Source organism: Cloacibacterium caeni (genome assembly GCF_907163125.1).
Taxonomy (GTDB): Bacteria; Bacteroidota; Bacteroidia; order Flavobacteriales; family Weeksellaceae; genus Cloacibacterium; species Cloacibacterium caeni_B.
Map to the genome: position 1 here is coordinate 319045 of NZ_OU015319.1, position 21942 is coordinate 340986.

Below are 21942 nucleotides of genomic sequence, written 5' to 3' on the forward strand. Positions count from 1 at the left end.
GTGTTTAGTTAAGTGTTATAAGTTTGTTTAAAAAAATTATAGTTATATTTCAAAAAATAAAATCATTTTTTATTCCTGAATTATTTCCATATTTATCAATAATTGGTTGAAAATTTTTGAGGGTTTCAGAAATATATGATTGATCTGATATTAACTCAAATGTAAGCTTATTATTTAAGATAGAGTGATTATGAAAACTACCATTAATATTAACGTGTCCTAAGTTGTTATAAGAAACAAAAAATTCTAGATTGTCTTCACAAGAAATGAATTTTACAGAGCCAGAAAGATTTTTGTTACATTTTTCTAAATTCTCAAAAAAATTGTAAATTTCTCCTGTTGAAGTATAAAAATCAGAATTTATTGTAAAGTCTTCACTCTTTAAATTTATCTTTGCCAAGACATCATAACCTCCGAAATGAGAGGTGTTATCTGGGAATCCATAAACTTCTAAATAAATAATTTCTATAAAGTTACCTGATTCTCCTTTTATTGATAGTTTTTCCATCATTACATGTCATATCTTGCAGTTGCGCTGGTTCTTAAATCTGTGAATTCTCCACGTTCGAATTTCAGTTTTGCAACCATGGCAATCATTGCTGCATTGTCTGTTGTGTATTCAAATTTCGGGATGTAAACGTTCCAGCCTAATTTTTCTACATTTTTTTGCATGGCTTCTCTCAAGCCAGAATTAGCAGAAACACCACCAGCAATCGCTACTTCATTTACGTCATAATCTTTGGCAGCTTTTTCTAATTTTTTCATCAATACATCAATGATGGTTTTCTGAACAGAAGCACAAAGATTTTCTACATTTTCTTGAATGAAATTTGGGTTTTCTTTCAATTGTTTTTGAAGGAAATATAAAACCGAAGTTTTAATTCCGCTGAATGAATAATCGTAGTTTTCGAGTTTAGGTTTTCCAAAAGTGAAAGCATCTGGATTTCCTAATTTAGCGAGTTTATCGATAATTGGACCTGCAGGATAATCTAATCCCATTATTTTTCCGATTTTGTCAAAAGCTTCACCAGCTGCATCGTCTATGGTTTTCCCAATGATTTCCATATCAAAATAATCTTTCACCAAAACAATCATAGTGTGTCCTCCAGAAACGGTAAGACACAAAAATGGAAATTTTGGTGGCATCGGATTTGCATCTTCGATAAAGTGGCAAAGAATATGCGCCTGAAGATGGTTAACTTCAATCAATGGAACATCTAAACTCATCGCTAAAGATTTGGCAAAAGAAGTTCCTACAAGTAGAGAACCTAAAAGTCCAGGTCCGCGAGTAAATCCTATGGCAGAAATATCTTTTTGTTGTATATTTGCTTTAGTGAAGGATTTTTCCACTACGGGAATAATATTTTGTTGGTGGGCTCTAGAAGCCAATTCTGGAACTACGCCACCATATTCTTGGTGTACCGTTTGATTCGCTGCTATATTAGAAAGGATTTTATTTCCGTTAATAATGGCAGCAGAAGTATCATCACAAGAAGATTCTATTCCTAAAATAATTGGTTCATTCATAATTAATGGCAAATTTAGAAAATAATAACTCCGAAAACAACAAACCAATTTCAGAAAAAGTTGGTGAAAAAATAACTGATGTTGCAGAAGGCGTAAAACACACCATAGAACATCCTGTAGAAGCCGCCAAAGAAACTGTAGCTCAGGCTGTAGAAGATGTACAAAAGTTTTCTTGGTGGGCCAAATTATTCCTTTGGTTTGCCGCAATTGCGTCTTTTTTATTTCTTACTTTTTTAATCATTATCAATCTTCCTGCAACTAAGGATCGTGCTGCAAATTATGCTTTAGGATTTTTGGAAGAAGACTTTGGAGTAAAAATATCCAAAGAAAAAGTAGAAGTAAACATTCTGGGAGATGTTATTATTCATGGTCTTAGAATAAAGGACGACAGAAAGAATGATTTTATCTATGCCAAGCAATTTAGAGCAGATTCTGACTGGTTATCAATCTTGAAAATTGGTAAATCTAGACAACTTGATTTTTCTACATTGACGCTTTCTGAAGCAGATGTAAAAGTGGTGACTTATAAAGGTGATTCTATTGATAATTTCAACAGGTTTATTACCAAATTTGATAGTGGAAAACCAAGTGATCCTAAAAAACCACCTTTCAAACTCAATTCTAGAGTAGTTATTTTAAATTCTAAAATTTCTATCATTAATCAAAATCATGAAGGTGACGAAGGAAAATGGTTGCAAGCAGAAAATGTAAATCTTATTGCACCACATCTTAATATTTCTGGACCAGATATTTCTGCTAGAATTAATAATCTTAGTTTTAAGACCAAAAGATGGGGGAAAGTACACACTTTAGATACTTTTTCTACAGATTTCTCGATGTCTAAGGAATTTTTGAGTTTAAAAGATTTAACACTTTATACTGATCATTCGCTTTTACAAGGTGACCTTACTTTTCATTTAGATAAAGAAACCAAGTGGCAAGATTTCAATAATAAAGTGAATTGGGAAATGAAAATGAAGCGCGGAAGTGCAGTTTCAGGTTATGATATTTCCTATTTTGCTACAAAATGGGACAATTATTCTGCCATCAATCTTTCGGGAGAGATGAACGGACCGCTGAATAATTTCAGACTCAATGATTTCCTTTTAACAGGCGAAAATGTAAATATTTACACACCCAATACTAAGTTTAAAGATTTATTGAAAGGGAATTTCAATATTGTAACAAACGATATATCCACCAATTTTACTTATCCTGCGCTTCGAGCGATGGTTCCGAGTTTCGTAGCCAATAAAATGAAGAATTTCGCAGATCCTTTTGGAAGAATTCAGTACAAAGGAGCGGTAGATGTTACGCCAAAAAGAGTGATTGCCAAAGGAAATGCTATTACAACTATTGGTAGAGCCAATGCAGATATTGTTTTGTCTGATATTGACCAGCAAAATCCTCGATATGTTGGTGTTTTAGATGTGAAAGATTTCAATACTTCTGCGATTACTAAAAACAATACGGTAGGTTTAATTTCGGGGAGATTTAATGTAGATGGAAGAGGTTTTGATGTCAATACCTTGACTTTAAGAACCAAATCTAATATTTCTAAAATTGATATCACAGGAAAAACCATTAATAATCTCTATCTAGACGGAACGCTTAATAAAAAACAATATAACGGAATTATCACGATTAATGATGAAGAAGCAAAAGGAAAAATAACTGGAAAAATAGATTTTTCTACGCCAAGACTTTTGGCGGATATCAAAGGAAATATCGATTATCTTAATTTGAGTTATTTTGGAGTTCAAGGTAACGGAAAATCCGTTTTCAGTGGAAATATTGATGGGAAATTAGCATTCAAAGATTTGAATGATATGAATCTTGATGCGCAACTCAACAATGTGATTTTCTATGCGGGTGACCAAAAAATAGACGTTCCGAATGGTAGCGTAAAAGCCTACTTCGAAAACGGAAACAGAATTGTAGATGCAGATATTCCGAATGTGGTAAAAGGAAACATTTCTGGAAAATATAATTTGGGAGATTTAGGAAAAATGTTCCAAAATGGTTTTGATAAAATTTTGGTCGGAAATCCACAAAGAAGATTGTACAAAGGTCAACAGTTTACCTATAATTTTGATGTGAGTCAAAAACTGGTGAATTATTTTGAACCGAATTTAAAAATTCCTGAAGGTGCGAAAATTGAAGGTTCGTATAACGGAAACACCAATGATTTGGTTCTGAATCTTAATTCGAATTCTCTGAAATATATTATGACTAAAAAGCAAGAGATTTCTCAAGCAGACAGACTTTTGGCGCAAGCAAATCCAGAATATAAACTAGACGAAAATAAGGTGACCAAAGATTCTGCGATGATTAATAATATCACCATTAGAATCAATACAGCAAATCCTTCTGAACAAATTTTCGCCAATATTGGTAGGGTAGAATACAGCAAAAATGTATTAAAAGATGTAACACTTTTTGGGGAAAATGAAAATGATGAAAGATTGCATTTGATTGCTAATTTTAAACTTGGAACGCTAGAAGATGAGCAAAATGATGCCATGAAATCTTATGCCATTAATCTCAATCAAAGTGTAGATGCAAATGGTGATTACGTGATAAGATTTGAGCCAACGGAACTGAAACTGAACAATTTTACTTGGAATGTAGACACCTCTCCAGAACTTAATCATAGCATTACTTATCGTAAAAAAACGAGAGATTTTCTTATTAAAAATCTTCGATTATATTCTGAGGAAAGCGAATTATTTGTAAAGGAAGCAACTTATAAAGATGCTAAAGATTTCACAGCAGATATTGATGTAAAAAATGTAGAAATTTCTAAAATTATAGATTTATTACCGAGCCAAAAAGGAAATCTTGACCTAAAAGGAATTGCCAATGGAAACATACAGTTGAAAATGAGCAAAACCAGCTTCGAACCTTTGGTTGATTTAGAAGTAAAAGATATTTTCTTAAGCGGAAAACAATTGGGAGATATGGTGATTTCAGCGAAAAATAGTGCTCAACCTAATATTTTTGACATTAATGCAAAAATCCTTTCTTCTGAATTTTTAGGAAAAAATCAATTAGAAGTTACGGGAACTATAGATAATAATACCACTTCTCCTACATTAAATTTGACTGCAGATTTGCAAGAATTTAATCTTGGGTTTGTGCAGGCATTTGTGACCAATATTTTCTCTAATTTCCGTGGAAAAGCAACTGGAGTTGTTTCGATTAACGGTCCTATGAATGATATAAATTACGGTGGAGACATTGCTTTAAAGGATTTTGGTCTGAAAGTTAATTTTAACGGAGTAGATTATACTTTTGCAGATGCTACAGTCTTATTGCAAAACGGAAACATCTTAGTTACTGAACCTGTGAAAATTAGAGACGGAAGAAATAATTCTTCGGGAACGCTTTCATTGGCGCAGATTAATTTGAGTAATCTTTCTAATATTGGAGCCAACGTCTTAATTACTTCGGATAATTTGATGCTTTTGGATACCAAACAAAGCGATTTTGATTTATTCTGGGGTAAAATTTATGGAAAAGGCGACTTGTATGTAGGTTTTGATAATGGAAAACTCAGTATTACTGCAGGTAAAGATACGCCAACAGATTCAGAGCCTTTCCAAATTTTGAATAACAGTATTTTTACTCTTAATAGTAATACTACCTCTTCTGTAGATGAGTTTAAAATGCTCAGATTCTTAAAAGAAGATAAAACAGGTGTGGTAAGTATTGACGAAGGAACGAAAAAAGGGGTAAATATGGATATTAACCTTCTTTTGAGTGTTGATAAAGGTTCTACTGTAAGCGTTTTGGTGGGAGATGATATCGGAGATATTGTGGTGAGAGGAGATTCAGATAAATTAAAATTTGTCATGAAACCTAATGGAAGAATTTCTCTTGATGGAACATATTCTGTGGAAAACGGAACGTATATTTCTAAAGCAATTCTTGAGAAAACCTTCCAAATTGATAAATTCAGTAGCATTTCTTGGGATGGAGATCCATTTAATCCAGCATTGAATATTACTGCAAATTATTACAGAACAGTTTCTAATGCTACAGAATATTTAGGCGTTGGAAATTTGCCGCCGATTAATGTAATGCTTCAAACAAAAATCACCCAAAATCTTAGAAATCCTAAAATAGAGTTTGATGTTCAAGCGCCAGATGTTTCTTCACAAGTAAAAGAAGCTTTGACGGTAAGAATGAGCAATAACGACGAAAAAACACTACAATTTGGTTCTGTATTGCTTCTCAATAATTTTAATACTTCTAGTACAGGTGGATTTGGAAATATCAATATTGGGAATGTAGGTTCCGATTTGGGGTATAATTTGGTTTTAAAACAATTGGGCAATGTAATCAATACGATTAGTGAGCAGTTCCAAATTGACTTAAATTACATTAAAGGTGACCAAGCTTCTAATACAGCAGATAGAGCCAATATTGGCGGTAATTTTATTCTTTCGCCAAGAGTTACACTGAAAACTGGTTTTGGAATTCCTGTTGCAAAAACCGAAAATACATACGGAAATTATCTTTCTGGTGAAGGAATTATAGAATATGATGTGTCTAAGAAAAATGATGGTTCATTAATCCTTAGAGCTTATTCTAAGCCTTCTAATTTAGGTTTAGGAACTACGCTAAACTCTACCGCCAACCAAACTTATGGAGCAGGTGTAGTGTATAGTAAAAGCTTTAATAATCTTTTCAAAAAGAAAAATAAAGTGAAAGATTCTTTAAAGAATTCTAATAAAAATAAACCCGAAACTATTAAAATTGATTCTGCTAAGTAATAGATTTTTAGAAATTTTCTGATAAAAATCAATGTTTTTTTGTCAAAATAATATTTTATCATTTCAATTAAATTTCATAAATTTGCAAAAAAAGATAGCAATTTTTATAAATTTAATAATCTAAAAATACTGGTATGAATTATCAATTAGATGAAATAGACAAAAAAATCTTAGATTTTTTAGTAGAAAATACAAGAATGCCTTTCACAGAAATCGCTAAACAAATGGATGTGTCTGCAGGTACTATTCACGTAAGAGTAAAGAAAATGGAAGATGCAGGAATTATCCTCGGTTCTTCTTTAAATATAGATTATGGTAAATTAGATTATCATTTTACTGCGTTTATTGGGATTTTATTAACCAAATCTAACAAAACTCAAGAAGTTCTTACAGAATTAGCGTCTATTCCAAATGTGGTAGAAGCAAGCGTAATTTCTGGTAAGTATAACATCTTCTGCAAGGTAAGAGCTAAAAATACTGAAGACGCTAAAAGAATCATTTATCAAATAGATGACATTCAAGATGTTATGAGAACTGAATCTATGATTTCTATGGAAGAGTTCCTCAGTGATAAAAATAGATTAATTAATGCTATTTCTGTTTAATAATTTATTATTTTCGCAAAGTATAAAGCTTTTGAATTTTCAAAAGCTTTTTTTATAAATTTAGAAAGAATGGAAGATAATTATTTTGACAAAAATCCTGAAAAAACCACTTTTTTTTATGTTGCCATTTTCTTTATGGTAGCATTATCTTTTTTAGGAATAGGAGTAGATCTTACCGAGTATTCTCAGAAAACAGACATTAATATTCCTGTTTGGTACTTTTATTTGATTTTCACGATAGATATTATCGGACTTTTATCAATTGTGGGAATTTATTTTTATAGAAAAATAGGCGTAATCTTATTCCCGGTAGCAATTCTGTTTCATTTTTACTTGCATGAGTTTTATCTTTCTACCATGCTGTATTCAGATTTGTTTACACTGTTTTCTTATGTGGCATTAGGTTTATTGGCAATCATACCAAAATGGAATTTTTTCAAATAAGATAAAAAAATCCGAATAAATTGCTTAACTTTGATGTCGTAATGATGATTAAAATGATTAAAAATGTTTTCTAAAGCTTGTGAATACGCTATAAAATCAGTTATTTATATAGCACAAGAAGCTCTTGCTGGTAAAAAAACCAATGTAAAACAAATCGCTGAAGCTACAAATGCTCCAGAAGCTTTTGTTGCAAAAATTCTACAACCTCTTTCTAAGAAGGGTATATTGACGTCTAATAAAGGAAAACAAGGTGGTTTTTCGGTAGAATTAGACAAGATTGATAAGATTAAACTCATAGAAATTGTACTCGCAACAGATGGTCCAGATATTTTAACGAGATGTGCATTTGGTTTAGAAAAATGTACTTCAGAGAAACCTTGTCCTTTTCACGATAAATTCAAAGGAATAAGGGAAGAATTAAGAGATTCTCTCAGTGAAATATCAGTCTATGATATGGCGCTTAAAACAGAACAAGGCATTGCCTTCTTAAAGAACTAGAGATAGTTCTTTTTTTTATTTTTTAAATTTAATTCGGATAAATTTGTCCTATTAAAATATTTTTGTATTTTTGTCTTGTCAAAAAAGAAAAAAATATGGAAATAAAAGACAAAACAATAGGCGGAATTGTAGCCGAAGATTTTAGAACAGCAGCTGTATTTAAAAAATACGGAATCGATTTTTGTTGCAAAGGAAATAGAAGTATAGAAGAAGTTTGTGCAGTGAAAAAGAAAAATCCAGAAGATATTTATGCAGATTTAGAAAGAGTAACGCAAAATGCAACTCAGAACATCGATTTTAAAGCTTGGGATTTAGATTTATTGTCAGATTATATCGAGAAAACGCACCACCGTTATGTAGAAGAAAAAACCATTTATCTGCTTCAGTTTTTAGATAAATTAAGAAGAGTAAAAGGCGATAGATATCCAGAGTTAATTGAAGTTCACGAATTGTTTAAACAATCTGCCGAAGATTTAGGGGCTCACATGAAAAAAGAAGAATTGGTATTATTCCCATTCATTAGAAACATGGTAGAAGCAAAAAGAAGAGGAGTAGAATTACCAAAACCACATTTTGGCGCAGTAGAAAATCCAATTGAGATGATGAAACACGAACACGAAAATGAAGGAGATCGTTTCGAAAAAATAGCCCAACTTTTAAATCAATATACACCACCTTCAGATGCTTGTAACACGCATCAAGTTACTTATAAAATGCTTCAGGAATTCGAAGAAAATTTACATACTCATATCCATTTAGAGAATAATATTCTGTTTCCAAAAGCAATTGAATTGCAAAAAGAATTGCAAAATTAAATTCACTTTAATTGTTTTTTCAAAAAATAACCCTAGAAAAACTTCTAGGGTTGTTTTATATGGTATGATAAGTTAAATTATCTTGCTAAAACTCTTTTTACCGCTTTTACTACAGCTTCTGCATCTATTTCGTATTTATGCATTAATTCTGCTGGAGTTCCACTTTCTCCGAAAGTATCATTTACAGCAACAAATTCTTGTGGAGTAGGTCTTTTTCTAGATAACATTCCTGCTACAGATTCACCTAAACCACCTAAGTAATTGTGCTCTTCTGCAGTAACAATTTTACCCGTTTTTTCTACAGATTTTAGAATAATTTCTTCGTCTAAAGGTTTAATGGTGTGAATATTAATCACTTCACAAGAAATTCCTTCTTTTTCTAATTCTTCAGCAGCTAGAAGAGATTCCCAAACTAAATGTCCAGTTGCTACAATCGTAACATCTTTTCCTTCTTGAAGTAAAATTCCTTTACCAATTTCGAAAGGCATATCTTCTGGAATGAAAACAGGAACTACAGGTCTACCAAATCTTAAATAAACTGGACCTTCATATTCAGCCGCAGCTAGAGTAGCTTGTTTGGTTTGGTTATAATCACAAGGATTAATTACAACCATTCCTGGTAACATTTTCATTTGACCAATGTCTTCTAAAACTTGGTGAGTTGCACCGTCTTCTCCTAAAGTTAAACCAGCGTGAGAAGCAGCAATTTTCACATTTTTATTAGAGTAAGCGATAGATTGACGAACTTGGTCTAAAACTCTAGAAGTAGCAAAGTTAGCAAATGTTCCTGCGAAAGGAATTTTACCAGCAGTTGCTAAACCCGCAGCAATACCCATCATATTTGCTTCTGCAATACCTGTTTGTACAAATCTTTCTGGAGCTTTTTCTATGAATTTCTCCATTTTTAGAGAACCGATTAAGTCAGCACAAAGTGCTACTACATTTGGATTTTTGTCTGCTAACTCAGCTAAACCTGCTCCAAAACCGCTTCTTGTATCTTTTTTTTCTGTGTATGTAAATTTCATGTGTATTAAATTTAGAAGAATTAATAATCTGCTTCGGTTTCTACATAAAGTTGAGAAAGAGCGCTTTCTAACTGAGCATCATTCGGAGCTTTTCCGTGCCAAGAGTGAGAACCCATCATAAAATCTACACCTTGTCCCATTTCTGTATGAAGAATGATGGCCACTGGTTTTCCGTTTCCTGTTTTAGATTTTGCATGTTCTAAAACTGCTATTACCGCTTCTAAATCGTTGCCGTTTTTCTCTTCTAAAACTTCCCAACCGAAAGCTCTTAATTTAGCATTTAAATCTCCTAGAGATAATACATCATCTGTATCACCATCGATTTGTCTTCCGTTATAATCTATTGTAGAAATTAAGTTGTCTACTTTTTTAGCAGCAGCAAACATTAATGCTTCCCAGATTTGTCCTTCTTGTAATTCTCCATCTCCATGAAGTGTGTACACTAAAGATGAATCTCCATCTAATTTTTTAGCTAAAGCTACTCCTATTCCTACAGATAAACCTTGGCCAAGAGAGCCAGAACTCATTCTGATGCCTTCTAAATGTTCGTGTGTAGTTGGGTGACCTTGCAATCTAGAATTTAATTTTCTAAAAGTAGAAAGTTCAGAAATTGGGAAAAAACCGTTTCTTGCTAATGTAGAATAGAAAACGGGAGAAATGTGACCGTTAGAAAGGTAGAAATGATCTTCTCCTTTTCCTTCCATAGAGAAAGGGAGTTTGTAGTTCATTACTTTGCCATAAAGCGCTGTAAAGTATTCTACACAGCCAAGACTTCCACCTGGGTGTCCTGAATTTACGGCATGAACCATTCTTAAAATGTCTCTTCTGATTTGTGTTGCCTGAGCTTTTAACTCTTCAATAGATTTACTCATGATTTATAAAATAAGTTTTGCAAATTTACTAAATTTAAGGGGCATGAAAGAATTAAAAATGAAAAGATTTCTTACTTTTTGAAATAAAAAAATTCGGCAATGATTTACCGAATTTTTTAAAATTTATTTCTTTCTGATGAGCCAAAGTCCTAAAAAGGTGATGATGCCGTTAATAATTAAGACTTCTATTCCTATTTGGTAGGCGTATTCTGCTTTTTCTAGATAAGTGCTTAGTGCATAAGTGATAATGGGCGCCGCTAAACAAACCCAAAGTGTCAATTTATCTTTAATCTGATGTTTGGTCAGAATTCCAAATGCGAATAAGCCAAGAAGTGGACCATAAGTATATCCTGCGATTTTTAGAATTAAGCCAATGATGGATTTGTCATTGATAACTTTAAAAATAATAACTAAAATCAAGAAAATTAAAGTAAACGTTAGGTGAACTATTTTTCTGGTTTTAGAATTTTCAAGTTCTGATTTTTGATTTCTGTTGATGCCTAAAATATCAATACAAAAAGAAGAAGTAAGTGCTGTAATTGCACCATCTGCAGAAGGAAAAAGCGCAGAAATAAGTCCAATAATGAAAACCACGCCAATAATGGGTGACATTTTTTGAAACGCTAAAATAGGATATAAATCGTCTCCTTTTGCATCTACACCAATTTGAGCAGCGTACATATAAAGAAGTCCGCCCATAAAAAGGAAAATGAAATTTACAATCACCATAACCACCGAAAAAGTGAACATGTTTTTCTGTGAATTTCCTAATTTTTCGATGGAAATATTTTTTTGCATCATTTCTTGGTCAAGACCTGTCATAGAAATGGTAATGAACATTCCTCCGAGAATTGATTTTAAGAAAAAATCTTTAGAATTAATATCTAAAACAAACATATTATCATAACCCAAACCTTGAAATTGAGACCAAGTTTCGCCAATTCCTAAATTCATTTTGGTAAGAATATAACCTACAGTAATAAGCAACGCTCCTAACATGAAAACGGTCTGCAAAGTGTCTGTCCAAACGATAGTTTTCACGCCACCTTTAAAAGTATAAGCTAAAATCATTAATAAAATAGCGACAGAAATGGCAACAAAACTCCAAGAAATATCGGTAGCTTTAGTAATATCATTATGGAAAATAAGCAAGTCTAAAATGTTGATAACCAAATATAAACGAGCAGTGGCGCCTAAAGTTCTAGAAATAATGAAAAAGATAGCGCCAGTTTGGTAAGAATTAAACCCAAATCTTTCGTTGAGGTAAGTGTAAATAGAAGTAAGTTTCAGTTTGTAATACAAAGGAAGTAAGACAAATGCCACTACAAAATATCCTAAAAAATAACCTAAGACTACTTGAAAATAAGTAAAACCACCTGTTCCTACCGTTCCAGGAACCGACACAAATGTTACTCCAGAAAGGGAAGTGCCAATCATTCCAAAAGCTACTAAAAGCCAGTTAGAATTTTTATTTCCTATAAAAAATGTTTGGTTATTTGCATTTCTAGAAGTGTAGTAAGAAACGCCAAGTAGCGCCAGAAAATAAACGGATAAAATTACTCCTACAAAAACTGGATTCATTGATTTGATTTTAAGTTGAGCAAATATAGTTTTTTTAGCGTTTTCAGAAAGTTATTTCAAGGAAAGATTTTAAGATTTCATATTATCGCCATCTCTGAAATGAAGTCTTCTAAAAACAAAACCAGACAAAATGGTGAGAATTCCCATCACCAAAAAAGTGTATCGAAATGCATTGTGAATATTTCCTTTGATAAGTTGCGTATCACCTTCAAAAAGTTTTAAAATGATTAAACCAAATGCAATTCCAAATCCTATGGCAATTTGTTGATTTACAGAAATTAAAGAGTTTCCACTACTCGTGTGACTATCTCGTAAATCCGAAATAGAAATAGTATTCATAGAGGTAAATTGAATAGAATTAAAAAATCCTAAAACCAAAATTAAAGGAATAAACCAATAAATAGACGTATTAATTCCAGGGATTGCCATTAAACAAATGAGTGTGCCAATAAGAAAAGTGTTGAACATCAATGTTTTTCGGTAACCAAAACGATTCAGGATTTTAATAACGGCAGATTTTCCAAACATGGCTGTAATCGCCATAGGTGCTACAATCCAGCCAGAAACTACTGCAGATTGTCCGTAAGCAATTTGAATCATCAAAGGAATTAATAACGGAATTGAGCTTATGCCTAATCTCGTCGCTAGATTTCCTAAAAATCCTACTCTGAAGGTTCTTACCATGAATAATTCTAAAGGAAAAATGGGATTTTCTTCTTTTTTGGCGTGTCTGTAATAGAGATAAATAAAAATAAAACCCATTAAAAATACCAACAGAACAGGAGTTATATTTTTAGCGTTTCCCATCCATTCTAGTGAGATGGAAAGCAACAAAGATGCGGCTGCAAAAAATAGAAAACCTTTAAAATCAAAATCTATGATTTTAGAAAAATAATTTGGCATATATTTTACACTCAGCACAATTCCTAAAATTCCAATTGGTAGATTTATTAAAAATATCCAATGCCAAGAAAGATAATCTACCATATAACCTCCAATTAATGGACCGAGAACTGGGCCAATTAAAGCGGGAATAATAGCAAAATTCATCGCTTTAAGTAATTCACTTTTGTCAAAAGTTTTGATAAGTGCTAATTTACCAACTGGTGTCATTAAACTTCCTCCAATTCCTTGTATTACCCTCGCAATCACCAAAAAAGTTAAGTTTGGGGAAAGTGAACACAAAAGAGAACCTAAACTGAATAGGATTAAAGAAATAATAAATACTTTTTTCGTCCCGAATTTATCTGCCAAAAAACCACTTACAGGCATAAATAAAGCCAATGTCAAAACATAACTGATAATGGCATTTTGCATATTGAGCGGTGACTCGTTTAAATCTTTTGCAATAGATGGTAGAGAGGTGTTGAGAATAGTAGAGTCTAGCATTTGCATAAAAATAGCAGTAGCCAATATTAATGGAAGAATTTTTTTGGTGGTTTCTATATTTTCAATCTGTGATGTTTTCATTTCATCAAATTTACAAAAAATAAAACCTGCAAATTTGCAGGTTTTGATAGTTTATACTAATGGTTCTTGTTGGCTTAAACAATGAAAACTGCCTAATCCCCAAATAATTTCTGTGGAATCTATACCTACTACTTTTCTTTCTGGGAAACATTTTTGGATGATTTCTAATGCTTTTTCGTCTTTCTCACATCTATAAGTTGGTACAATAACGTGCTTGTTCGAGATGTAAAAATTAGCATAAGAAGCTGGCAATCTTTGGTCTTCCCAAATTACAGGATCTGGCATTGGCAATTCAATAATATTTAAAGGAGAGCCATCTAAAAGTTTCATTTCTTGCAATTCTCTGAGGTTGGTTTGCAAGATTTCGTAGTTTTCGTCTTCTGGATTGTCTTCTACAACGGTAAGAACGGTATTTTCATTCACAAAACGAACGGTGTCATCAATATGTCCATCAGTGTCATCACCAATAATTCCGTCACTTACCCAAAGAACTTGCTCTTGTCCGTAATAATTTTTCAGATATTCTTCAATTTCTTCTTTTGAAAGATGAGGATTTCTATTTTTATTCAAAAGACAAGATTTTGATGTCAAAATAGTGCCTTTTCCGTTAAATTCTACGCTTCCACCTTCCATTACGATTCCTGGATGAAAAACAGGAATGTCAAATTCTTTACCAATTTTTGTAGGAATTACATCATCCAAATCAAACGGAGGATATTTGTTTCCCCAAGCATTATAACCCCAATCTACGATTGCTTTTTCTGGTTCTTCACCATTTTTATTAATCAAAAAAGCGGGACCGTGATCTCTGCACCATGCATCGTTGGTTTCGTGGAAATAGAATTCAATATTTTCGAGATTTGCACCAGCTTGCATGATACAATCCATAGCAAATTTTCTCATTTCCTCGTCTTTTACATTAATTCTCACGAATTCGTCTTCGGAAAGAATTTTAATAAATTGACAGTAATAAGGATAAATTTCTTCTAATTTACCTGGCCAAGATTCTTCCTTATGAGGCCAAGAAAGCCAAGTAGCATCGTGTTCTTCCCATTCTGCTGGGAAAACGTAGCCTTGTGATTTTGGAGTTTTTGTTAGATCAATCATTAATCTTCGTCAATAAATCTTTTGGTGATAGGGCTGTAAGTTTCAATTCTTCTGTCTCTCAGGAAAGGCCAGTGTTTACGGAAATAATCAGTTTGAGATAAATCTAATTCAGTAACTACTACTTCTTCTTGGTCGTGAGATGCGAGATACAATAATTTACCTTGAGCATTAGCAACGAAACTTCCGCCCCAGAATTTCATAGCGCCATCTTGCTCAAAACCTACTCGGTTTACAGAAACTACAGGAACTCCATTTGCAACAGCATGACTTCTTTGTATGGTTTGCCAAGCGTTGTATTGGTCTTGGTTGGTTTCTTCGTCTTGGTCTGTTGCCCAACCAATTGCAGTAGGGTAGAACATAATATCAGCTCCCATCAATGCGGTGATTCTGGAAGCTTCTGGATACCATTGATCCCAACAAATTAAAACACCAATTTTCGCAAATTTGGTTTGAAAAACTTTATAACCTAAATCTCCAGGCGTGAAATAGAATTTTTCGTAAAAAGCTGGATCATCTGGAATGTGCATTTTGCGGTATTTTCCAAGATAAGTTCCGTCTGCATCTAAAATTGCGGTAGTGTTGTGGTACAAACCTTGCGCTCTTTTCTCGAAAAGTGAAGCGATGATTACCACGCCTAATTCTTTGGCAACTTCACTCAAAGCATTGGTAGAAGGTCCAGGAATGGCTTCTGCTAAATCAAAATTGTCATAATCTTCTACATCACAAAAATAAAGCGATGTAAAAAGTTCTTGCAAACAAACAATTTGAGCACCTTTTGCAGCAGCTTCTCTTACTTTTTCGATGGCTTTTTGCAGATTTTCGTTTTTATCTTTTACACAGGTCATTTGTACTGTGCCTACTTTTACTTTTGACATTTTTTGGAATTTTTAAATTTCTATTTTGATACAAATTCTATGCAAAAATATGATTTTTTTAATGCTTAATCAAATTGTGGTTTTTAGTCTTACAAATTACAAAAAAGCCTGCCCTAATTTTAGAACAGACTTCTCTTCATATCAAATTTTGAATAACAATTTCTAATAAGAATCTTCATGAACGGAAATCACAGCTCTTCCGCTCGGATCATTCATTTTTTTGAAAGCTTCGTCCCATTCCAAAGCAATTGGCGTAGAACAAGCTACTGATGGAACAGATGGGACTGTTAAAGCAGCGGTTTCACTTGGGAAATGCTCTTCAAAAATAGTTCTGTATCTGTATTCTTCTTTATTTTGAGGGGTGTTTTGAGGAAAACGGAATTTTGCATTTGCCATCATTTCATCAGTCACTTCTTTTTCGGCCACTTCCTTTAAAGTGTCAATCCAGCTATAACCAACTCCGTCTGAAAACTGTTCTTTTTGTCTCCAAGCAATTGATTCTGGTAACAAATCTTCAAAAGCTTTTCTCAATAACCATTTTTCAATTTTGGGTTCGTGAGCAGTAACCATTTTATCCGCTGGATTTACGGTCATAGCAATATCCATAAATTCTTTGTCTAAGAAAGGAACTCTTCCTTCAATTCCCCAACTCATTAATGCTTTGTTGGCTCTCAAACAATCGTACAAGTGTAATTTTCCTAGTTTTCTTACCGTTTCATCATGGAATTCTTTAGCATTGGGAGCTTTGTGAAAATATAAATATCCACCAAAAAGTTCATCGCTTCCTTCACCAGAAAGTACCATTTTAATTCCCATTGATTTAATCACTCTCGCCATTAAATACATCGGTGTAGAAGCACGAACTGTGGTTACATCATACGTTTCGAGGTGATAAATTACATCTTTTACTGCGTCTAAACCTTCTTGAACGGTAAAGTGGATTTCGTGGTGAACAGAACCGATGTGTTCTGCCGCTTTTTGTGCAGCCGCTAAATCCGGTGAACCTTCTAAACCTACCGCAAAACTGTGCAATCTAGGATACCAAGCTTCTTGTTCGTCTCCACTTTCGATTCTTTTTTTGGCATATTTTGCAGCAATTGCAGAAATAATAGAAGAATCAAGTCCACCAGAAAGTAAAACTCCATAAGGAACGTCACTCATCATTTGTCTGTGTACCGCATCTTCTAAGCCTTTTCTTATGGCCGCAATGCTAGTTTCTTTGTCTTTTACATTTTCAAAATCTTCCCAATCTCTTTTGTACCATTGTTGCAATTCTTGTCCGTCTTTGCTATAAACAAAATGCCCAGGTAAAAAAGTTTCTATTTTATTGCAAACGCCTTCTAAAGCTTTCAGTTCAGAAGCTACATAATAATTTCCGTGTTTGTCCCAACCTTGATAAAGCGGGCAAATTCCCATGTGATCTCTTGCAATTAAATAAATGTCGTTTTCGATATCATAAAGCGAAAATGCAAAAATCCCGTTGAGTTTTTCAATAAAATCTTTGCCGTATTTTCTATAAAGTGCCAAGATAACTTCACAGTCAGACTGAGTAAGAAATTCGTAATCAGGGAATTCTTTTCTGAGCTCTTGATGGTTGTAGATTTCACCATTTACGGCAAGAACTACTTTCCCGTCTTTGGTAAATAAAGGTTGTTTCCCTGAAGTTGGGTCTACAATTGCTAATCTTTCGTGAGAAAAAACAGTTTTTTCTGATTGGTAAATTCCGCTCCAATCTGGACCGCGGTGTCTAATTTTTTTAGACATTTCTAATATCTGAGGACGCAGAGCGTCTGTTTTTTGTTTCGCATCAAACAAGCATACAATTCCGCACATATCTTATATAAATAATTTTAAAGTTGATTAAATGTTTACGTTTCGTATGCAAAAATAGATTTAAAGTTTATAAATAAAAATAAAATATTAAAATTGATTAATAATTTTAACTAATTAATTTTATTTTAGAAATATTTTAATTTAAACGCTTGTTTTGAAACAAGGATGCGAATTTTTTTAAGTTGGAAAAACAAAAAAAGCAACCTTACAAAAAGGTTGCTTTAAAAGCTATATTTTGTAATTTATTTAAACTCTTTCAATCAGCGCCATATAAAATCCGTCAAAACCTGTACTTGGTAGTACTTTTTCTTCTTTTACTAATTTAAAATCAGGGTTGTTTTTCAAGAAATTCTCAACCTGTTCATTGTTTTCACTTGGCAAGATAGAACAAGTGGCGTAAACCATTTTTCCACCTTTTTTAATGATTTTAGAATAATCTTGAAGAATGGTTTCTTGCTCTTTTCTAATTCTATCAATAAAATCTTGGTCTATTTTCCATTTAGAATCTGGGTTTCTTTTCAAAACGCCTAAACCAGAACACGGTGCGTCTATCAAAAGTCTGTCTGCCTTTTCGTGTAATCTTTTGATGACTTTATTATCTGTAATTTCTCTGGTTTCTATATTGTGAGCTCCCGCTCTTTTTGCTCTACGTTTCAGTTCGGCTAATTTCCAACCGTGAATATCCATGGCAATGATTTGACCTTTGTTTTCCATCAAAGCAGCAAGGTGAAGAGTTTTTCCACCAGCTCCAGCACAAGCATCTACTACACGCATTCCGGGTTTTACGTCTAGAAATTCTCCAATTTTCTGTGAACCAGCATCTTGTACTTCGAAAAAGCCATCTTTAAAAGCTGAAGTTAAGAACACATTTTTCTTTTCTTCCAACTGTACTGCATTTTCGAAGCCCGGAACTTGAAAACTTTCTACATTTTCGTGTTTTAGTTCTTCGATTAAGTGTTTTGTTGAGGTTTTCAAAGAATTGGCACGTAAAATAGTTGGCGCTTGTTCATTAAGCGCAATCATTTCTTTTTCCCAATTTTCGCCGAGTTCTTTTTCTAAAGTTTCTACCAACCAATCTGGAATAGAATGTTCAAAAGCTTTAGTAGGAACGGTTCCTTTCTTCAATTTGGTAATAATATCCGCAACTTTTATTCCTTGAAACTCTTCGAATTTTTTATATTCTGTTTCGCTCCAAAGCAAATAAGCTAGGATAAGTCTGTAAATGTTATTAGGTTTTGCGCCTTCTCCAATGTAATATTCTAGGCGTTTTTTCCAACGGATAATGTTGTAGAAAATTTCAGAAACTACCTTTCTGTCTTCGCTTCCCCATTTTTTATGAGCTTTCAAAAGTCTTTCTATAACTTTATCTGCGTATTTATTTTTTTCGAAAAAAGTTTCTTGTAGTGCATCGTGAATACCGATGAGTAGATTTCTGTGGATAAGTTGCATACGAATATTAAATTATGAATTCTAGATTTTAAACCTAAAATTTTTGCAAAAATACGGATTTTTTTGCTGGAAGTTCAAACAAATGAGTATAGTAGTTTTTATAAAGGTTTTTTGGAACGCTTTCATTCTGAACCTAGCAAAGCGAAGTGAAGAATTTATTTGAAGAAATAGTTTTAATTAACATATAAAGTATAGGTAGCTGAAAAAAAATTTTTCTTTCTATTTTGATTAAATATTTTATTTATTTCACTTTTATCTTTTAAAACGATTGAATCATTCTCTTTATTAATAATTATTTGATGAAAAGGAAAACTATCTTCACCGCCACCATAACCAATATACCCAAATATTCTAAATGTTTCTTTAGGTTTAATAATAGCAGAATCTAGTTCTCTACCATAAATATTTTTATCATATACTTTTATTGGAGGTTTTGTGATTACATAAATATCTTTTTCTGAATTATTACTTATGTAATATGCATAACCAGGATCACAAGAAATAAAAGTGAATAATGTGATAATAAAAATAAAGTATTTCATGATTAAAAATTTCTTTAAAATTAAGAATATTTTTATATCAAAGCAAAAACTTCTAGCATCCATTCTTCCATCTTCAATCAAATTAATATATTTGCCGAAAATCAAAATAAATGAGAAAACTACTATTAGGAACATTATTTTTACTGAGTTTAAGTATGAATGCTCAGGAAAATGACACGCAAAGAAAGAACATTATCAAAACTAATGTTACTGCTTTTGCATTTAAGAATTTTCAATTGAATTATGAAAGAGTTTTTACCAAAACATTTTCACTTTCTGTAAGTTATGGAATGATACCAGAAGGTAAATTGCCATTTTCTTCACTTTTACCCAATGATAGTGAGGTGAATTTAGAAGAAGTAGAACTCGGTGGAAGCAATGCTACTTTAGAAACCAGATTTTATTTAGGAAAAAAAGGTTATGGTCATGGTTTTTATTTAGCTCCTTATTATAGATATTCTACCTTCAAAGTTTCAAATTTTACAGAAACCATAGATGTGGAAATCAATGGAGTAGTGTATGATACCGTAGACGTTACTTTCAAAGGAAATTCTACAGCTCACAGTGCAGGTTTGTTAATCGGCGCGCAATGGTTTTTAGGCAAAAAAGATAATTTCGTTTTAGATGCATGGTTTTTAGGTGCTCATTATGGAACATCAACCGGAGATCTAGATGGTATTACAGATAGAACATTAACTTCAGTTGAGCAACAGCAAGTTCAGGATGAATTAGACAACTTAGATATTCCAGTGGTGAAATACAAAGCTACTGTAAATGCAAATGGTGCCAATCTAAAAGTAGACGGACCTTGGGCTGGTTTAAGAGCAGGGATTTCTTTAGGTTACAGATTTTAAAGTATCTTTGCAAAAAATTAAAAAATGAGTGAATTAATGCCTTGCCCAAAATGTGGCAGCGAATTTACCTACGAACAAGACAATCTTTTGGTTTGCAGCCAATGTTTCCATGAGTTTGATCCTGCAGAAGTAGGTGCAGAAGATAAGATTTTCGATAGCAACGGAAATGAATTGCAAAATGGTGATTCTGTGGTAGTCATTAAAGATTTACCAGTGAAAGGCGCACCAAAACCTTTAAAAGCTGGAACTAAGGTGAAAAACATTAGATTAAGACCAGGTTCTGATCATAATATCGATTGTAAAATAGATGGTTTCGGAGCAATGGCATTGAAGTCTGAATTCGTGAAGAAAGCTTAATATTTTAAATGCGAAGATGAGAATCTCTGATTTTCATTTGTAATAAAAAAATGAAACGCAAGGATTTTATCTTTGCGTTTTTTTATACATAAAAAAAAGGAAAGATTTGGCAGGGTTCTTTTCTAAGACTTTGATTGTTCGTATGAAACGAATCTAATTTCAGTCCATCAAGGCAGAAAGAGAATTAACCAAAAATTTCCTTACGTTTTTCAGGGAAGACAAAATTAATAATTTTTCTAGAAATAAAATGAAATTTTAGTTGGATGTTCTAAACGATGAATTTTAAACTCAACCTTTACCTTTACCTAATCCTTAATCTCAATCTTAATATTTCCCTCCAATCTGTTTTCTGAATACATAACAAGCGGAATATTATGAACTAAAATCTTGTTCCAATAATGGTTTCCTGCAAATCTGCTTTCTACAATTTGAGCATCTAAACCATTTTCGGTGAGTTTTACTTGATGCGGAAAGAAATAATTTTTAGAAACGTTGAGTACAGATTTTTCTTCTTCGGAAATGGTATTTACTTCGCCTAGAAGTTTTGCTACATAAGCATTATAAGGATTTCTGAAAGTTTCTTCAGCATTGTCATTTTGAATCAATCTTCCTTCTTGTAGTACAATGATTTGGTCAGTCCAAGGAAGGATTTCTTGAATTTCGTGAGTAGAAATCATCACAGAAAGTTCATGTTCTTTAGCATAGTTAAACAAACGTTCTCTCAATTCCATTTTTCTGGAATAATCCAAATTACTGAAAGGTTCGTCTAATAAAAGCAGTTTTGGCATTACAGAAAGCGCTCTCGCAATCGCAACTCGCTGTTGCTGACCGCCACTTAAATTTTTTGGCAAAACATGCGCGTAATCTTCTAGTCCAACTACTTGTAAAAGCTCCTGAATTTTTTGCTTTTTCTCCGAAAGATTGGTGTTAGAAATAAATTTCCCTATGTTTTCAGCCACAGTAAGATAGGGCATTAAATCATAATTCTGAGAAACCAACTTCATGCCGAGTTCTCCTGGGACAATGTTTCCTTTCGGTCCGAAAAGTCTTTCGTCTTCCAAATAAATTTCGCCGCTTTGCCAATCAAACAAACCGTAAATAATATTAAGAAGAGTAGATTTTCCACAGCCAGATTCGCCAGCCAAAGCAATAATTTTACCTTTTTCTACAGAAAGATTGATATTTCTGAAAAGTAAAGTTCCGGGTTTGTAACCGAAATATAAGTTTCTAACATTCAAAAGCATATACAAAAATAAGCATAATAAAAGAATTTTTGAAAATTTGAAGAGAAATTTCTTACTTTAGCAGAA

The 21942-nt window shown here is 32.8% G+C and carries 19 protein-coding genes; 7 read left to right on the forward strand and 12 right to left on the reverse strand.

Annotated features, from left to right (window positions below; translation table 11 throughout):
- Window positions 1-49: 49 nt before the first annotated feature.
- Entirely contained in the window at window positions 50-511 is a 462-nt protein-coding gene (locus KKQ79_RS01480; protein ID WP_213188651.1) for a WapI family immunity protein, read from the reverse strand.
- On the reverse strand, window positions 511-1527 hold the full coding sequence (gene tsaD / locus KKQ79_RS01485) for a tRNA (adenosine(37)-N6)-threonylcarbamoyltransferase complex transferase subunit TsaD (protein WP_213188652.1): 1017 nt from the start codon (window positions 1525-1527) through the stop codon (window positions 511-513). The genes KKQ79_RS01480 and tsaD overlap by 1 nt, the downstream gene beginning before the upstream one ends.
- 5 nt (window positions 1528-1532) lie before the next feature.
- Between tsaD and KKQ79_RS01490 the strand changes: the two genes are divergently transcribed.
- The 5 genes from KKQ79_RS01490 (at window position 1533) to ric (ending at window position 8667) form a co-directional block, all read left to right on the forward strand.
- Entirely contained in the window at window positions 1533-6305 is a 4773-nt protein-coding gene (locus tag KKQ79_RS01490) for a translocation/assembly module TamB domain-containing protein (protein WP_213188653.1), read from the forward strand.
- 134 nt (window positions 6306-6439) lie between these two features.
- Window positions 6440-6910: an Lrp/AsnC family transcriptional regulator gene (locus KKQ79_RS01495; protein ID WP_213188654.1), complete on the forward strand. Its 471-nt coding sequence runs from the start codon at window positions 6440-6442 to the stop codon at window positions 6908-6910.
- 69 nt (window positions 6911-6979) lie between these two features.
- A complete protein-coding gene (locus KKQ79_RS01500) occupies window positions 6980-7354 on the forward strand; it encodes a hypothetical protein (RefSeq protein WP_213188655.1) in 375 nt (124 codons plus the stop codon).
- 63 nt (window positions 7355-7417) lie between these two features.
- Window positions 7418-7852: an RrF2 family transcriptional regulator gene (locus tag KKQ79_RS01505; RefSeq protein ID WP_069799414.1), complete on the forward strand. Its 435-nt coding sequence runs from the start codon at window positions 7418-7420 to the stop codon at window positions 7850-7852.
- Window positions 7853-7947: 95 nt separating this feature from the next.
- Window positions 7948-8667, forward strand: coding sequence for an iron-sulfur cluster repair di-iron protein (gene ric / locus KKQ79_RS01510; RefSeq protein WP_213188656.1), 720 nt, complete (start codon window positions 7948-7950; stop codon window positions 8665-8667).
- Between the two features lie 77 nt (window positions 8668-8744).
- On the opposite strand, the gene KKQ79_RS01515 is transcribed toward ric, so the two are convergent.
- The 9 genes from KKQ79_RS01515 to KKQ79_RS01555 all read right to left on the reverse strand — a co-directional run bounded on the left by KKQ79_RS01515 (window position 8745) and on the right by KKQ79_RS01555 (window position 19502).
- Window positions 8745-9692: a transketolase family protein gene (locus KKQ79_RS01515; protein ID WP_104792343.1), complete on the reverse strand. Its 948-nt coding sequence runs from the start codon at window positions 9690-9692 to the stop codon at window positions 8745-8747.
- Window positions 9693-9712: 20 nt separating this feature from the next.
- Window positions 9713-10564: a transketolase gene (locus KKQ79_RS01520; protein ID WP_069799409.1), complete on the reverse strand. Its 852-nt coding sequence runs from the start codon at window positions 10562-10564 to the stop codon at window positions 9713-9715.
- A 123-nt stretch (window positions 10565-10687) separates the two neighbouring features.
- Window positions 10688-12145, reverse strand: coding sequence for a sodium:solute symporter (locus tag KKQ79_RS01525; RefSeq protein ID WP_213188657.1), 1458 nt, complete (start codon window positions 12143-12145; stop codon window positions 10688-10690).
- Window positions 12146-12214: 69 nt separating this feature from the next.
- Window positions 12215-13615 (reverse strand): MFS transporter, encoded by a 1401-nt coding sequence (locus KKQ79_RS01530; RefSeq protein WP_213188658.1) that lies wholly within the window; start codon window positions 13613-13615, stop codon window positions 12215-12217.
- Between the two features lie 51 nt (window positions 13616-13666).
- On the reverse strand, window positions 13667-14722 hold the full coding sequence (locus tag KKQ79_RS01535; protein ID WP_213188659.1) for an agmatine deiminase family protein: 1056 nt from the start codon (window positions 14720-14722) through the stop codon (window positions 13667-13669).
- Window positions 14722-15597, reverse strand: a complete 876-nt coding sequence (locus KKQ79_RS01540) for a carbon-nitrogen hydrolase (RefSeq protein ID WP_213188660.1) — start codon at window positions 15595-15597, stop codon at window positions 14722-14724. The genes KKQ79_RS01535 and KKQ79_RS01540 overlap by 1 nt, the downstream gene beginning before the upstream one ends.
- Before the next feature lie 162 nt (window positions 15598-15759).
- Window positions 15760-17430: an asparagine synthase B gene (gene asnB / locus KKQ79_RS01545; protein WP_213188661.1), complete on the reverse strand. Its 1671-nt coding sequence runs from the start codon at window positions 17428-17430 to the stop codon at window positions 15760-15762.
- Between the two features lie 246 nt (window positions 17431-17676).
- Window positions 17677-18879 carry an RsmB/NOP family class I SAM-dependent RNA methyltransferase gene (locus KKQ79_RS01550; RefSeq protein WP_213188662.1) on the reverse strand — a complete coding sequence of 401 codons (1203 nt, stop codon included), beginning with the start codon at window positions 18877-18879 and terminating at the stop codon, window positions 17677-17679.
- 173 nt (window positions 18880-19052) lie between these two features.
- A complete protein-coding gene (locus KKQ79_RS01555) occupies window positions 19053-19502 on the reverse strand; it encodes a hypothetical protein (RefSeq protein WP_213188663.1) in 450 nt (149 codons plus the stop codon).
- Window positions 19503-19531: 29 nt separating this feature from the next.
- Between KKQ79_RS01555 and KKQ79_RS01560 the strand changes: the two genes are divergently transcribed.
- The gene (locus tag KKQ79_RS01560) at window positions 19532-20275 is read left to right on the forward strand and encodes a DUF3575 domain-containing protein (RefSeq protein WP_213188664.1); all 744 of its coding nucleotides are present in this window, start codon (window positions 19532-19534) and stop codon (window positions 20273-20275) included.
- A 24-nt stretch (window positions 20276-20299) separates the two neighbouring features.
- On the forward strand, window positions 20300-20632 hold the full coding sequence (locus tag KKQ79_RS01565; protein ID WP_213188665.1) for a zinc ribbon domain-containing protein YjdM: 333 nt from the start codon (window positions 20300-20302) through the stop codon (window positions 20630-20632).
- Between the two features lie 305 nt (window positions 20633-20937).
- Here the strand turns inward: KKQ79_RS01565 and KKQ79_RS01570 are convergent, their stop codons facing one another.
- Window positions 20938-21876 (reverse strand): sulfate/molybdate ABC transporter ATP-binding protein, encoded by a 939-nt coding sequence (locus KKQ79_RS01570; RefSeq protein ID WP_213188666.1) that lies wholly within the window; start codon window positions 21874-21876, stop codon window positions 20938-20940.
- Window positions 21877-21942 lie beyond the last annotated feature (66 nt).

Coding starts and splice junctions, on each gene's coding strand:
- KKQ79_RS01480 (WP_213188651.1), bottom strand. CDS start 511: ATGATGGAAAAACTATCAATAAAAGGAGAATCAGGTAACTTTATAGAA.
- tsaD (WP_213188652.1), bottom strand. CDS start 1,527: ATGAATGAACCAATTATTTTAGGAATAGAATCTTCTTGTGATGATACT.
- KKQ79_RS01490 (WP_213188653.1), top strand. CDS start 1,533: ATGGCAAATTTAGAAAATAATAACTCCGAAAACAACAAACCAATTTCA.
- KKQ79_RS01495 (WP_213188654.1), top strand. CDS start 6,440: ATGAATTATCAATTAGATGAAATAGACAAAAAAATCTTAGATTTTTTA.
- KKQ79_RS01500 (WP_213188655.1), top strand. CDS start 6,980: ATGGAAGATAATTATTTTGACAAAAATCCTGAAAAAACCACTTTTTTT.
- KKQ79_RS01505 (WP_069799414.1), top strand. CDS start 7,418: ATGTTTTCTAAAGCTTGTGAATACGCTATAAAATCAGTTATTTATATA.
- ric (WP_213188656.1), top strand. CDS start 7,948: ATGGAAATAAAAGACAAAACAATAGGCGGAATTGTAGCCGAAGATTTT.
- KKQ79_RS01515 (WP_104792343.1), bottom strand. CDS start 9,692: ATGAAATTTACATACACAGAAAAAAAAGATACAAGAAGCGGTTTTGGA.
- KKQ79_RS01520 (WP_069799409.1), bottom strand. CDS start 10,564: ATGAGTAAATCTATTGAAGAGTTAAAAGCTCAGGCAACACAAATCAGA.
- KKQ79_RS01525 (WP_213188657.1), bottom strand. CDS start 12,145: ATGAATCCAGTTTTTGTAGGAGTAATTTTATCCGTTTATTTTCTGGCG.
- KKQ79_RS01530 (WP_213188658.1), bottom strand. CDS start 13,615: ATGAAAACATCACAGATTGAAAATATAGAAACCACCAAAAAAATTCTT.
- KKQ79_RS01535 (WP_213188659.1), bottom strand. CDS start 14,722: ATGATTGATCTAACAAAAACTCCAAAATCACAAGGCTACGTTTTCCCA.
- KKQ79_RS01540 (WP_213188660.1), bottom strand. CDS start 15,597: ATGTCAAAAGTAAAAGTAGGCACAGTACAAATGACCTGTGTAAAAGAT.
- asnB (WP_213188661.1), bottom strand. CDS start 17,430: ATGTGCGGAATTGTATGCTTGTTTGATGCGAAACAAAAAACAGACGCT.
- KKQ79_RS01550 (WP_213188662.1), bottom strand. CDS start 18,879: ATGCAACTTATCCACAGAAATCTACTCATCGGTATTCACGATGCACTA.
- KKQ79_RS01560 (WP_213188664.1), top strand. CDS start 19,532: ATGAGAAAACTACTATTAGGAACATTATTTTTACTGAGTTTAAGTATG.
- KKQ79_RS01565 (WP_213188665.1), top strand. CDS start 20,300: ATGAGTGAATTAATGCCTTGCCCAAAATGTGGCAGCGAATTTACCTAC.
- KKQ79_RS01570 (WP_213188666.1), bottom strand. CDS start 21,876: ATGCTTTTGAATGTTAGAAACTTATATTTCGGTTACAAACCCGGAACT.